The organism is Nonomuraea sp. NPDC004354 (assembly GCF_053602555.1).
Map to the genome: position 1 here is coordinate 98377 of NZ_JBSGDV010000020.1, position 12684 is coordinate 111060.

General features: G+C 72.9%; 16 protein-coding genes. 6 read left to right on the top strand and 10 right to left on the bottom strand.

The window, feature by feature from the left end:
* Positions 1 to 393 precede the first annotated feature (393 nt).
* The gene (locus ACWENQ_RS37830) at positions 394 to 801 is read right to left on the bottom strand and encodes a DUF6463 family protein (RefSeq protein WP_452418535.1); all 408 of its coding nucleotides are present in this window, start codon (positions 799 to 801) and stop codon (positions 394 to 396) included.
* Between the two features lie 140 nt (positions 802 to 941).
* Between ACWENQ_RS37830 and ACWENQ_RS37835 the strand changes: the two genes are divergently transcribed.
* Both ACWENQ_RS37835 and ACWENQ_RS37840 read left to right on the top strand, forming a co-directional pair.
* A complete protein-coding gene (locus tag ACWENQ_RS37835) occupies positions 942 to 1529 on the top strand; it encodes a TetR/AcrR family transcriptional regulator (protein ID WP_452418537.1) in 588 nt (195 codons plus the stop codon).
* Positions 1530 to 2273: 744 nt separating this feature from the next.
* Positions 2274 to 2420 carry a hypothetical protein gene (locus ACWENQ_RS37840; protein ID WP_354911855.1) on the top strand — a complete coding sequence of 49 codons (147 nt, stop codon included), beginning with the start codon at positions 2274 to 2276 and terminating at the stop codon, positions 2418 to 2420.
* A gap of 85 nt (positions 2421 to 2505) precedes the next feature.
* Here the strand turns inward: ACWENQ_RS37840 and ACWENQ_RS37845 are convergent, their stop codons facing one another.
* From ACWENQ_RS37845 to ACWENQ_RS37880, 8 genes are all read right to left on the bottom strand, one after another.
* Positions 2506 to 3480 carry a hypothetical protein gene (locus ACWENQ_RS37845; RefSeq protein WP_452418539.1) on the bottom strand — a complete coding sequence of 325 codons (975 nt, stop codon included), beginning with the start codon at positions 3478 to 3480 and terminating at the stop codon, positions 2506 to 2508.
* 57 nt (positions 3481 to 3537) lie between these two features.
* Entirely contained in the window at positions 3538 to 5007 is a 1470-nt protein-coding gene (locus ACWENQ_RS37850) for a serine hydrolase domain-containing protein (protein ID WP_452418540.1), read from the bottom strand.
* A gap of 859 nt (positions 5008 to 5866) precedes the next feature.
* A complete protein-coding gene (locus ACWENQ_RS37855) occupies positions 5867 to 6247 on the bottom strand; it encodes a hypothetical protein (RefSeq protein ID WP_449929652.1) in 381 nt (126 codons plus the stop codon).
* Positions 6237 to 6431, bottom strand: a complete 195-nt coding sequence (locus ACWENQ_RS37860; protein ID WP_452418542.1) for a helix-turn-helix transcriptional regulator — start codon at positions 6429 to 6431, stop codon at positions 6237 to 6239. Before ACWENQ_RS37860 ends, ACWENQ_RS37855 begins: the two co-directional genes overlap by 11 nt.
* A gap of 71 nt (positions 6432 to 6502) precedes the next feature.
* Positions 6503 to 6733 carry a hypothetical protein gene (locus ACWENQ_RS37865; protein WP_452418544.1) on the bottom strand — a complete coding sequence of 77 codons (231 nt, stop codon included), beginning with the start codon at positions 6731 to 6733 and terminating at the stop codon, positions 6503 to 6505.
* Positions 6730 to 6879 (bottom strand): hypothetical protein, encoded by a 150-nt coding sequence (locus ACWENQ_RS37870; RefSeq protein WP_452418546.1) that lies wholly within the window; start codon positions 6877 to 6879, stop codon positions 6730 to 6732. Before ACWENQ_RS37870 ends, ACWENQ_RS37865 begins: the two co-directional genes overlap by 4 nt.
* A 51-nt stretch (positions 6880 to 6930) precedes the next feature.
* Complete coding sequence (locus ACWENQ_RS37875; protein WP_449929656.1) at positions 6931 to 7065, bottom strand: hypothetical protein; 135 nt, start codon at positions 7063 to 7065, stop codon at positions 6931 to 6933.
* 168 nt (positions 7066 to 7233) lie between these two features.
* Positions 7234 to 7812: a TetR/AcrR family transcriptional regulator gene (locus ACWENQ_RS37880; RefSeq protein ID WP_449929658.1), complete on the bottom strand. Its 579-nt coding sequence runs from the start codon at positions 7810 to 7812 to the stop codon at positions 7234 to 7236.
* A gap of 74 nt (positions 7813 to 7886) precedes the next feature.
* On the opposite strand from ACWENQ_RS37880, the gene ACWENQ_RS37885 reads away from it, so the two are divergent.
* Positions 7887 to 8711, top strand: a complete 825-nt coding sequence (locus tag ACWENQ_RS37885; protein ID WP_452418548.1) for an alpha/beta fold hydrolase — start codon at positions 7887 to 7889, stop codon at positions 8709 to 8711.
* Between the two features lie 338 nt (positions 8712 to 9049).
* The gene (locus ACWENQ_RS37890; RefSeq protein ID WP_452418549.1) at positions 9050 to 9814 is read left to right on the top strand and encodes an ankyrin repeat domain-containing protein; all 765 of its coding nucleotides are present in this window, start codon (positions 9050 to 9052) and stop codon (positions 9812 to 9814) included.
* A 151-nt stretch (positions 9815 to 9965) separates the two neighbouring features.
* Here ACWENQ_RS37890 and ACWENQ_RS37895 read toward each other — a convergent pair whose 3' ends face one another.
* Entirely contained in the window at positions 9966 to 11138 is a 1173-nt protein-coding gene (locus ACWENQ_RS37895; protein WP_452418551.1) for an MFS transporter, read from the bottom strand.
* Positions 11139 to 11211: 73 nt separating this feature from the next.
* Here ACWENQ_RS37895 and ACWENQ_RS37900 point away from each other — a divergent pair, with 73 nt between their 5' ends.
* Entirely contained in the window at positions 11212 to 12234 is a 1023-nt protein-coding gene (locus tag ACWENQ_RS37900; RefSeq protein ID WP_449929666.1) for an ROK family transcriptional regulator, read from the top strand.
* Positions 12235 to 12376: 142 nt separating this feature from the next.
* A complete protein-coding gene (locus tag ACWENQ_RS37905) occupies positions 12377 to 12661 on the top strand; it encodes a hypothetical protein (protein WP_449929668.1) in 285 nt (94 codons plus the stop codon).
* The last annotated feature ends 23 nt before the right edge of the window (positions 12662 to 12684 follow it).

A 12684-nucleotide genomic window follows, 5' to 3' on the forward strand; every position in this document is an offset into this window, starting at 1 on the left:
GACACCCCCAGGTGACCGCGTAAGAGCTGAACCGGCTCGCGCAGGGCCTTCTTCGGCCAGTGGTCGGGCGCTAGGCACGCCTGGCACCCGACCACACTCGCGTCACACCGCCGCTACCCGATCAACCGTCTGACTGTCCAGGTTTCACGCGAACGCCATCCTGGCTCACCAGCGCGAACGTCATGGATGGCGGCTGATGGGGCGAGCCTTACCGACAGGCCGTAAGACGGATCAATCGCGGGTTCTGCACGCTGGTGGCGGTCCGGGTCGACGCAGCCGCCCGCGCGAGGCCGGCCCGGCCGCTGGTGACCGGGCGGTGGTCGTCGGCCGCCAGGAGGCCAGCCGGTCAGGGGACGGGTTCGATCGGGAACCGGCGCGGCTTGCAGGTAACGCTCATCGAAGCCCGGCCTGGGGCGCGGGGTTGTCCTGGCGGGCGGCGCGGCGGGCTCCGACCAGCAGCAGGACGTTCGCGAGCAGGAGGATCGGCCAGGGCGTGAACGCGAGGACCACAGCGCCGGCCACGGTCCAGATCCCCAGCGTCCACGCGATGAACGGCGGCGGCACAATGCCGCGGCGGTCCAGCCACAGCACGATCAGGCCGACCACGATGAGCGGCACGCCGAAGCTGGCCAGACTCAGCCAGTACGCGCTGTTCGCCGGGCCCATCGCGGCGAAGTCCTCGCCCCACAGCTCCCCGCTGAACCATGCCCCGGCGTGGCGCGCGGCGCCCTCCAGCGTCAGGGCGCTGAGCGTGTGCGCGGCCCCGAAAAGCGCGATGAGCCAGCCGGCCCACTTGATCATCTGAGTTCTCCGTTCTTTCGCGGAGTCACGCGCATCCGGGCGAACTCCAGTTACGAAACTCTAGTTTCGATACTCCTGTTCCGTATAATGCAGGCGTGGCAGCGAGAAAGCAACGGGGAGGACGCCCCCGCGACAGTCGTGTGGATCACAGAATCCTGCAGACCGCCCGTGAGCTGATCGACGAGATCGGCTACCCCGCCCTGACCGTCGACCAGGTCGCGGCCCGCGCCGGGGTAGGCAAGGCGGCGATCTATCGCCGCTACACCTCCAAAGCCGAGATGGCGTTCGCCGCCACGGTGCACGGACAGCAGTTGCCTCCGCCGGCCGACACCGGCTCCCTGCACGGAGACCTGCTGGCGCTGGCCCGCGCGTTCCATGTCCGCCTGGCCGCCCCGGCGACCCGGGATCTGGGACCGGCCCTGATGAGCGAACTCGCCGTCAATCCCGAACTGGTGACCCGGTTCCAGGACACCTTCCTGGCCGCCGAACACGCCGATGTTGCCCGCATCATCGAACGGGCCGTGGCCCGCGGCGAGCTGACCGGGCCCGTCGACCCCGCGATCGCCCACGTGCTCCTGGCCGGCTCCCTCACCGCCGCCCTGTACATTCTCCAGGTGCCCGTCGACGATGCGATGGTCGCCGACCTCGCCACCGCCGCCGTAGCCGGCATCATCGCCCTGGCCAACCGGCACAACAGCGACCCCGGCAGAACCGCGGAGCCGTGTTGACAGGGCTGTTCCACCTGGTCGGCCCGCGCAGGACCGGGAAGCCTGCACGAACACGACGCGCTACGGCTCCGTCCGTGTAGTCAGCCGCATGAGAGGCGCTCCTGGCGCTGCCCCAGGCGGGCGACACCCTGTAGTTCTGGAAGTCCGACCGGTGGGGCCGCTCGGCGGGGCCCGTGCTGGCCACGGTCAACGAACGCCTGAAGCCGAGCGTGAGCTGGGTGTCGTCTCCAGGCCGGTCATGGCGTGTTCCTGAAGGCGGGGCTGCGGGCGCAGTGGTGGCGAGCAGGGCGCGCAGGCGGCCTTCGGCCTGCTGGACCGCTGCGGTGAGGGCATCCGCGTGGGCTGTTCCGGCCCCGAGGTTTGCGACGGCGAGCACGGCCGTGACTGCCTGCTGCTGCTCGTGGGACATCTGGGAGCCCGCGCGACCTTCTGCCGGCTGACGGTGCTTCCTGGTTGGTGCGGCACGGCAGTGGCCCGGTGGCCGGTCGGTCCCGCCGCCCGATACGCCTATCGCGCTGCCGCTCGGCTGATGCGCGTCTGGGAAAAGGTTGAACGACGCGGGGTACCCCCTGCGGATGTGACGCTCCGTGATGTGTTGTACTCAGATGACCCCCGCCTTCTGTACATCCGTTTCAGCATGGGTTGGAGGCAGGTATGTCCGTGAGTCGTGGACCTGTGTGTCAGGTCGTCCCCCACGGTGATCGTCTGACCGTCACCGGGTGGGAGCCCCAGAGACACGTCCCCTTGGTGGACGGTGAGGGGCGCGACACGCTCACCCGGCAGGTCGTCCAGGCGTCGGTGATGGTGATCTGCGAGGTCCACGGCTGGTGCGGGCGGGTCCCCGTGGACTCCGACTACCGGCCTCCAGGCTACGAACCCTGGCCGCTCTGATCCGGCCGTGGTCCCCCGTGGCGGCTGACGTGTCCGTCTCTGAAGGGGCGCGCCGTGCGCCGCGGCGGGCCGGTTTCGGTGGCCGTCAGGCCGTCTCGACCATCAGCGCGTCGCGCACCTTCCGCAGCCCCGGCAGCCCGGCCGGCACCGCCGCGGCCCGCCGCCGCATCTCCTCCGGGGTGCCGACGCCGAGGTCGTCGAGCAGGTCCTGAAGGGCGGCCGTGCCGTACGGGCTGAACGTCAGGCAGCGCGCGAACGTGACCACGATCCACCAGACCGCCTCCCGGTGCAGGCCCTGCTCGATGAGGTCGCGGGTGCCGTCGATGGAGATCTGCCGGGCCTCGGGGGCCAGGTCCGTCCCGTACGGCTTCGCCGGATCGTACGGCACGCGGTCGTAGACGTCGGCCAGCCGGTCCAGGTGCGCGGCGACGCGCGAGGCGTCGAGGTGGGCGCACCCGAGCCAGTCGAGCAGTACGTCGTGGAAGCCGGCGTGCCCGTGCCTCAGCAGGACCTCCCGGGCTGCCACGTACCGGCGGCGGACGGTCGGGTTGGCGCGAGCGGCGGTCAGGATCACCAGCGTGGGCAGGCTGGCCGGGAACGCCCAGGAGAGCACCCGGTCGGCCAGCGGACGGCCGACGTCGAACCGGGCCAGAGGGGAGATCCGCTCCTCCAGCGCCGCGCATCGGATGCGGACCCAACGGGAGCGGCCGAACTCCCCCGCCACCGCGGCGTGCAGCGCGGCGAGCCGCCCGTCCGGATCGGCCAGGAGGACGCCCCTGCTCAAGGCGGGCGCCAGCGCCGGTGACGACAGCACGTCCGCCGCGGACTCCAGCGGGGCGTAGCCGACCTCCAGCAGCACGCCCTCGTGCCGGAACTTGCCCAGCTTCGGCGGTGCCACCCCGTCGACCACGATCACGAGATCGACGTCGGAGGCGGCCGGAAGCTCCGCCTCGGCCGGAAGCCAGGCCGCGGACCCGCTGACGTAAGCGCCGACGAATCCGGGGACCTGATGCTCCGCCACCCATCGCGCCGCCACCGCCCGCGCCTCTGCGATCTTCATGGCACGACCCTAGGGGATCCGGACCGGGCGGCCGGGACGCGGACGGGGGCGCACGCGTCAGACCACGAGCACGAGGAGCGCGACGATCGCGGCGTCGATGGCGAGGCTGAGCAGGGCGGGCAGCCAGCGGCTGCGATGGCGGGCCGTGGGCAGCTCCCGCCAGCGGGCCAGGTGGACGGCCGTGCCCGCCGCGGTGACCGCCGCCACGAGGATGAACGCCGCGAAGGGCACCGTGCCCCAGGCCCCGGCCATCCAGGCCACCCACAGCAGCAGGGCGGCGTTGGCCGTCGCGTTGACGGCGCCGAGCCGGTCGGCCTGCGGACGGCTACGGCTCGGCCGCCGCCGGGTCGCCGGCTCCCACGTGATCAGCACGGCGGCGGCGAGCAGCCCGGCGGTGACCGTGAGGAGGAGCGGGTCGGTGGACGCGGGCGTGGGTTCCTCGTGGCCGAGCAGCCGCAGGCCCACGTGGTCGACGTCCTTGTCGGTGTTGCCCAGCACGACCACGCCGCGCCGCCCCGCGCGGTCGAACCCGACGTATGACCGGAAGCCGCCGGTGCCGCCGTTGTGCCAGGTGACCTCGCCTTCCGCGGTCTTCGTCGTGAACCAGCCGTAGCCGATGCGGCTGGTCTCGTCGTCCGTGAAGCGCGGCGTCGCCGCCTCGGCCCCAGGGGCGCCGCCCTTGAGCATGGCGTCGACGAGGCGGGCGAGGTCGGCGCTCGTGGACCAGATCCCCACGCCCGCCGGGGCGTAGCCGTCGCTTGTCCACGGGTCCGCCTCGTGCCCGGCCTCCACGTAGCCGTGTGCCCTGCCCTCCGGTGGGACGGAGGTGGTGGCCCTCATGCCGAGCGGGTCGAGCACCCGCCGCCTCAACAGGTCGCTGTACGGCTGCCGCGCGCGTTCGGCGAGCGCGTGCCCGAGCACCGCCATGCCGAGGTTGGAGTAGGCGACCGTGCCGCGTCCGGAGAGCGTGGCGGAGTTCGCCGCCTCGCGCACGTCGGAGACGCCCTGGCCGGAATAGGGGTTGCCGTGGGTGTAGTTCGCGGCGGCTGCCCGTACCAGCGTGCCGAGACCGCCCGCGAGCCGCGGCAGGCCGGATCGGTGGCCGGCCAGCTCCTCGTAGGTGATCGAGCCCTGCAGGCCCGGCACCGGGGACCGCGGGTCGAGGCCGTCCCTCGCGGCCATGTCGGCGAGGAGCATGCCGGTGAGCGCCTTGGTCACCGAGCCGATCTCGAACGGGGTGGACGCGTCGACCGGATGCGGGACGGGGCCGCCCGTGTCGCCGACGCCCGCCGTACGGACGGCGCCGTTCTCGATCAGCGCCACGGACAGCGCGCGGTAGCCGTCGGAGCCGGCCGCGTGGCGCACGGCCTGGGCGAGCGCGCGGTCACCCGTGGTCACGGCCCCCAGGCGCGGCGGCGCGGGCGCGACGGCGAAGGCCGCGACCGCGGCCAGCACGGCCGCGACCAGGACGGACGTCAGCCGGCCCGGTGTCAGCACCAGGTCGCTCCGCTGGAACATGGAACGCATCCCCTCTCAGGGTCGGATCGGATCGATTGCGAACGGTGTGACCGGTTCCGCGTGGGCCCCCTCGCCTGTCAGGGTCGGATCGGATCGCTTACAAACGGTGTGACCCGTTCCGCGAGGGCACCTCGCCGTGTCCCGGGGATCCGGGGAACGGCATGGCGGCACCACGCGTGACCGGCCGGACCACGAGGGCGGTCAGGGGGCACGCCCGGGAATGACGAGCGGGATCCCGGCGACGGCATGAGCACTCCCCCACCGGGGCCGCGGGTGGACCCGTCCCCAAGGACGACCGCGCAGCAGGTGCGCACCCGTCCCCTCGGAGGGACGGCCACCGCCCGCACGGATGAGCGCCGGTTCGTGAGGGACGGCACCCGACCGCCACCCACGGCACGGCCCCTGCTGAGGGCGGCGCACACCGCCAGACCCGGTGATCGTCCTTGTCGGGCCGGAAGCCGGGGTTGGGCATGGCGCCCACCAGCGCGAACCCGAGAGCCCGAGAACCGGGGTGCGCCGGCGGACCGGGCCAGCGGCCGTCGCGGCGGAGCTGGGCTGGTTGGCCGGGCCGAGTCGGTTGGCCAGGCTAAGCCAGGCTGAGCCAGGCTGGCCCGCTGGGTTGGTTGGGTCGGTTGGGTCGGTTGAGCCCGTCCAGGCTGGGTCGGTCGGCTGGGCCCGCCCAGCTGGCCCGCGGGTTGGTTGGGACCGCCCAGGCTGAGTCGGTCGGGTCGGCAGGGCCGGGGAGGGCCTGGGTGGGTCGGGTCGGGAGGGCCTGGGTGGGTCGGGTCGGGAGGGCCTGGGTGGGTCGGGTCGGGAGGGCCTGGGTGCCGGGTTTTCGCGGAATGCGGCGGATGAGCGGATCCGGTGGTCAGCCCCGGCGGGAGAAGTAGACGAGGGCGGCCACGTAGGACACGCCCGCGACGGCTCCCAGTAAGGCGAACGGCATGGGATCCTCCCCGCGCCAGACCTGCACGAAGAACCCGCCGACCACGACCATGCTGAGCACGTGGGCGGTGGCGCCGCGGGCGCGCAGCTCGTTGAGCTTGCGCCGCTCGTCGCCCAGTTCCCCGCTCAGCATCGCGGTGGTCTCACTGGCCTTGCGCGTCAGCACGAGGAAGGCGGCGTATCCGGCCATGATCCCGAAGAGCGCGAGCCCGAGGACGACCTGGCCGCGGAGCATGAACGGCACGCCGAGCAGCAGCCCGAGCACGAGGCTGAACGCCGTGATGAACCAGCGGTTAGTCGTCACAGTGGAAGATCTCCTCGACGGTCCGGCCGAAGAATCGGGCCATGCGGATGGCGAGCGGGAGCGACGGGTCATACCGGCCCTGCTCGATGGCGTTGATCGTTTGCCGGGAGACCCCGAGACGCTCCCCGAGGGTCTGCTGGGAGAGCCCCGCGGCGTTCCGGAGCTCTCTGATGTCGTTGTCCACAACGTAAAGCTCCCTTTACTTCAACCTCACGATGGAAAGTACCCTTGACACCGGCGGGTGTCAAGGGAGCTTTACTTCGTGAGCACCCGCACGTGGCCGACCAGCATGGGCCGTCCCGGCGCGGTGGCGGCCGTGGGTCCGCCACCGAACGCCTGGGGCAGCCCGCCGCCGACGGCCACGTTCAGGATCAGGAAGAAGCCGTGGCGGGTCGCCCGCTCCCAGGTTGCCGTGTCCATCCGGGTCGCCTCCACGGTGAAGGGCAGCCGCCCGTCCAGGTACCAGCGCACCTCGCGCTCGGTCAACTGGACCGCGTAGGTGTGGAAGGAGCCGTGGCAGGTGGGGCACGACCGCTCGCCCGAGGTGATCCCGCGCGGCTCTGCGGGTCCTCCAGGTAGGGGACGAGATGGCGCAGGAAGTCGGGCCGGGGGCAGAAGTCGGCGTCGAACACGGCGACCAGGTCGGCGTCGCCGAGGGTCAGGCCGTGGTTGAGGTTGCCCGCCTACTTCAGGTGGCCGCGGTCGGGCCGCGAGTCGTAGTCGAAGGCGTGCTCGCACGCCTGGCGCTCAGCCTCGGGCCGGGCGGCGTCGTCGAGCACGAGGACGCGTAGTGGAGCGTTCCAGCTCAGGGCCGCCACGTGGCGGAAGGTGTTGGCCGGCACCTCTTCCGGCTCGCCCAGATGGGCAGGAGGACGTCGACGGAGGGCAGGGCCGGCGGGCGCCAGGAGCGGACGAGCAGGAGGTGCGACTCCCAGGTGGTGGTGCGCTGCGCTGGCCGTCGACATAGAACACCCAGCTCGTCAGGTTCAGCGCGAGGGCGGCGCGCCCAGCAGGCGGCCGAGGAGGTCGTCGACCACCCGCTCGGCCCTTTCCGTCTCACCCGTGCGCGCCACCAGCAACGCCACCTCGTTGATCGCCGCCAGCAGCATGTGGGCGTACATCCCCAGGTGGTCGTCCCGGACGGCTCCGGTGGCCCGCAGCGCCCCCCTGAGCATGCCGAAGGCGTGGCGGGCCTCGACCTCGCGCCATTTCTCCCAGCCGAGGACCGAGGGGGCGTCGACGAGGACGATCCGCCGGACGACCTCGTCGCCCGCCAGGCGGATCCAGGCCAGGACGCCCAGGCGCAGCGCCTGCTCCGGGCTCACGGCATCGCGCACGGTGTCGGCGATCCGGCGGCCGACCTCCGTCTCCACCGCCTCGAGGACCGCCTCGAACAGGGCGTCCTTGCCGGCGTAGTGGTGGTAGAGCGCTCCCCTGCTCAGACCCGACTCGTGCAGGACCGTCTCGATCGAGGTGCCCTCGTAGCCGTGCTCGGCGAACAGGCGGGTGGCGATGGCCAGGACCCTGTCGCGCGTGGCGGCGCCGCGCTCTGCCTTGCGGTTCATGACCACCACTCTAGACATACCGACCAACGGTCGGTTATTTTCCAGACCGACAGTCGGTTTGTTATGGAGGAACGATGAGAACACGTCACGGCATCTCCTACGTCGACGAAGGCGACGGGCCCGTCGCGCTGTTCGTGCACGGAGCCGGCACCAACGCGAGCCTGTGGGGCAACGCCATCGCCGAACTGCGCGCCGAACGCAGGTGCGTGGCCCTCGACCTGCCTCTGCACGGTCGGAGCGAGGCGAGGGACGAGCTGTCGCTGCCCGCCCTCGCCGAGCTGGTCGAGGAGTTCTGCGCCGATCTCGGCCTCGGCACGGTCGACCTCGTCGCCAACGACAGCGGCGGCGCCATCGCGCAGGTCCTCGCGGTCAGGCACCCGGAACGGCTGCGCACGCTCACGCTGACCAACTGCGACGTGCACGACAACCTGCCGCCTGAGGCCTTCAAGCCCACCGTCGAGCTCGCGGCGAAGGGAGAGCTCGCGCCGCTCACCGCCGTGCTGCTCGACCGGCCCGCGCTCGTGACCGGAAGCGCCTTCGGCGCGGGCTACGAGCGCATCGACGACCCCGAGGCGCTGGTCGAGCGGTTCCTCCGGCCGATCTTCGGCGATCCCGAGCGCGGCCGCGCCTTCGAGCGCTTCCTGGTGGGGCTGGACGCCAAGGACCTCGTCGCCATCGAGCCGGAGCTGGGGCGGCTGGCCGTACCCACGCTGGTGGTGTGGGGCACCAGTGACCCGTTCTTCGAGCCGCGGTGGGCGCGGTGGCTGCGCGACACCGTTCCAGGGGTCAGGAAGGTCGTCGAGATCGAGGGCGGCAGGCTCTTCTTCGTGGAGGAGCGGGCCGGCGAGCTCGTCCCCCACCTGCGCGAGCACTTCGCCTTCGGACTCCGGCAGGCCTGAGGCCCACGTCCGGTGCGCCCCGCGTCGGGTCGCCGCGGCGGCCGGCAGCCCGTGTACCGGCCTGGGACCCGCGCCGGACGGGGAGCCCGTGCGCCGGAAAGGCGCCCACACGGGCCGAGAAGGACGCGCACGGGAGAACGCCCAGGCAGGAGGAGGAAGGGCCCCGCACCCCCCGGGAAAACGCCCACGCACGCAGAGGAGAGCTCGCAGGGGGTAAACGCCCCGGCACGCACAGGAAAGCCCGCACGCCCGGGGTAAACGCCCCGGCACGCGGAGGAAGCCCGCACGCAGGGAAAACCGGTGGAGAGCGGCGCGCAGCGCCGTCCACACTGGGCCGCGTGACAGAGAACGCATTGGTGACGGCAACGACGACCGGAGCCGCGGACGAGGTGAGACGGCTGCTGGAGAGCGGAGCCTCCCCCGACGCGCCCGACCACGAGGGCAGCACCGCCCTCTACCGAGCGGCCGTCCAGGGGCACGCGGAGATCGTGCGCGCGCTGGTGGCGGCCGGGGCCGATCCGAACCGGGAGAGCGGCGGCGGCAGCGAGGGGCTGCCGCTGTGTGCCGCGGCCACCTGGGGGCGACTGGACGTGGTGGTCGCCCTGCTCGACGCGGGCGCCGACCCGGACCTGAAGGAGGATCCGGACAGACACGCGATGGCCGCCCTGCACTGGGCCGCCGCCAAGGACCATCTCGCCGTCGTCTCAGCGCTGCTCGGCAGGGGCGCCGACCCCGACGTCCTGGACAGCGTGGGCAACACCGCGCTCGTCCACGCCACCCGGTACGGCGCGGCGGCCGTGGTCCGGGTGCTCCTCGATCACGGAGCCGACCCCTCGATCACCGACGGCCAGGGACGGCCTGCCCTCGATCTGGCCCGCGACCTGGCCGGCCAGGACATCGAAACGGTGGTCCGCGACCGGGCCGGGGAGTACGCCCCGGCGGGCGCGCGGATCAGCGTGCGCCGCGAGAAGCCGGAAGGCGGTGGCGAGCGCGTCGCGGCCGAGGTGCGGGAGAGTGACGGCCGGTTGCGTTCGGAGTCGTTCCTCGGGACCGGCCATGCCGAGATCGTCCGCCTCCTGGAGGCCCGCCCGCCCGGCGCGTAGGCCTCCGTTCCCGAGGTCCCGCACCGGAAAGGAAGGCAGCCCGCCCGCGAGATCCCGCGCCAGGCCGGCCTGCGGCCCTCCACGGGGTCCGGGGCGGCGGACAGCTCCATCCACGCGAGGCCCCGTGCCGGGCGGACCGGCCGGGTCTCGTTCACACCTTGCAGGGGGTGAGTCCGGCCGCCTCGGCCTGTCGCACGCGCGGGCGCATGACCGCCGACAGCAGCACCATCAGCACGGCCACCCCGGTGATCATGGCGAAGGCCGCCGGGTAGGAGACGCCGCCCGCGACCCAGCCGGTCACCGCGGGAGCCGTCAGGCCCGACAGGTAGGTGATCGTCGCGACTCCCGCCACGCCCTCGCCGGGCGTGGGCCCCGCGTTGCCCGCCGCGGCGAACACCAGCGGCACGATGGCCGCCACGCCCAGCCCGATCAGCGCGAAGCCGATGACGCACAGCACCGGCGTGCGGGCGGCGACCACGGTGACGCCGCCGGCGACGGCCAGGGCCCCGCCCGCCCTGACCACCGTCACCGGCCCGAACCGGTGGACGAGACGGTCACCGGCCAGGCGGGCGCCCGCCATGCAGAGCATGAAGATCGTGTAGCTGGCGGCGGCCGTGCCGGGGCCCGCGTCGGCGACCTCGGTCAGGTAGACGGCCGACCAGTTCGCGCTCGCGCCCTCCACGAAGGTGCCGCAGAAGCCGACCACGCCGATGCCCAGGACGGCCTTGGGCGGCAGCGCGAAGCGGCGCGGTGCGGGCGCGTCGCCGAGCGCGCCGCCCGGCGGGTCGGGGAACAGGCCGCGCCCCGCGACCGTGCCGGCCAGCAGCATCACCAGCGCCATCGCGCCGAGGTGTGTCCGGGCGTCGGTGCCCGTCTGGGCGGCCAGGATGCCGACGCCGCCGCCGGCCAGGCTGCCCAGGCACCACATGCCGTGCAGCCCCGAGATGATCGGGCGGCCCAGGCGCCGTTCCAGGACGACGCCGTGCGCGTTCATGACGACGTCGCACATGCCGGCGGCCGCGCCGTACAGGAGGAAGACGGCGAACAGCACGGCGGGCACGGGGGCGAGGGCGGGCAGCGCCAGCGCGAGGCACCACAGCGCGAGCACGACCCTGGTCGCCCTGGCGCTGCCGAGCCGGTAGCTGAGGCGGCTGGCCATGGGCATGGCGACGAACGCGCCGATCGACGGGCAGAGCAGGGCCAGTCCGAGGGTGATGGCGCCGAGGCCGAGGTGGTCCTGGATCCAGGGGATGCGGGTGGCCAGGCTGCCCGCGACGGCGCCGTGGACGGCGAAGACGGCGGCGATGGCACGGTGGGGGCTCATGGCGCCGAAATTATCAGGAAGCCTTCCTGATGAAAAGAGGTAATAGGCAGGCTCCCTGCTTATTATGTGGAGCGTGAAGACCGCCACGCCGGCCATGGCCCGCGCGATCAACGACCGGCTCGCCCTCGACCTGCTGCTGGAGCGCGGCCCGCTGACCGCTCCCCAGTTGCGCGAGCTCACCGGCCTGTCCAGGCCCACCGTCTCCGACCTGGTCGAGAGGCTCATGGAGGGCGGCCTGGTCGAGGTGACCGGGGAGTGCGGCCAGGACCGGCGCGGGCCGAAGGCACGCCTCTACGGCATCGTCGCGGGCCGCGCCCACGTGGCAGGCGTGGACCTGCGGCGCGCGACGGTCGAGGTGACCGTCGCCGACATCACAGGGACGACGGTCGGCACCGCCATACGCGATCTGCCCGGGCGTCCCGACCTCGCCGCGTTCGTGGAGAGCACGGTCAGCGCGGCCGCCGGCGGCCGCGCGCTGGACACGGTGGTGATCGGCGCGCCCGGCCTGGTCGATCCGCGGCACGGCGAGCTGGTCGCCGGCAACGGCGTGCCCGGCTGGGGGCCCGGCTTCGTCCAGGAGGTACGGCACCGCCTGGGCGTGCCGGTGATCCTGGAGAACGAGGTGAACCTGGCCGCCGTCGCCGAGCACCGCACCGGGGCGGCCATGGGGAGCGACGACTTCGTCCTGCTGTGGCTCGATGACGGCGTCGGCGCGGCGGTCGTGCTGGACGGCAGGCTGCGGCGCGGGGCGTCGGGCGGCGCGGGCGAGATCGGGCTGCTCGAGGTGGACGGCACGACGTTCTGCGAGAGCGTGGCCAGCGGCGCGGCGCGCGAACTCGGCGGCGAGGAACTGGCCGGGCGGATCGCGCTGGCCGCCTTCGCGATGGTGACGATCCTCGATCCGGGCGTGGTCGTGCTCGGCGGGAAGACGGGGCGGGCCGGGGGCGACACGCTCGCCGGGCTGGTGGGCGAGCGGCTCGGCGCGCTGTCGCCCGCGCCCACCAGGGTGCTGGCGAGCACCGTGGCAGGCAACGCGATCCTGCAGGGCGCGGTGCTGACGGCCCTCGACACGGCCCGCGACAGGATCTTCGGCTGACGCCGGCGCACCCAGGGCCGCGACGATCTCCTCCCGCCGGCCGGCGGACTCGCGTGAGCCGGCCCCTGCAAGCACGACAAAAGGGACTTGCAACCGGCTTCGACTAGAAAGCCCCCATTGCTCCACGGACAGGGGGACGACCGTGACCGATGCGCACGAGCTTCAGCGCCCGGCGCCGGAGGCGCTTCGCGTGCGCGGCCTGCCGTTCGGCCGGGCCAAGAATGTGATCGCGGACATGGCGGTCGCCGGGCTGCGCCTGCTGATCACCATGGGCCGGTCGATCCAGCCACCGGCTCGCCGCTCGCGGCGACTCTGGCGACCCTCCCCGTCCTGCCTGACGAAGAGCCGGCGGGCGGATTTCGGTTGGACATTCATCGACAAAGAGATCGACCGAAGACAATTCATCCCGACGCCGCCCAGTAAATGATCTAGAGCGGCCCGTCGAGGCCC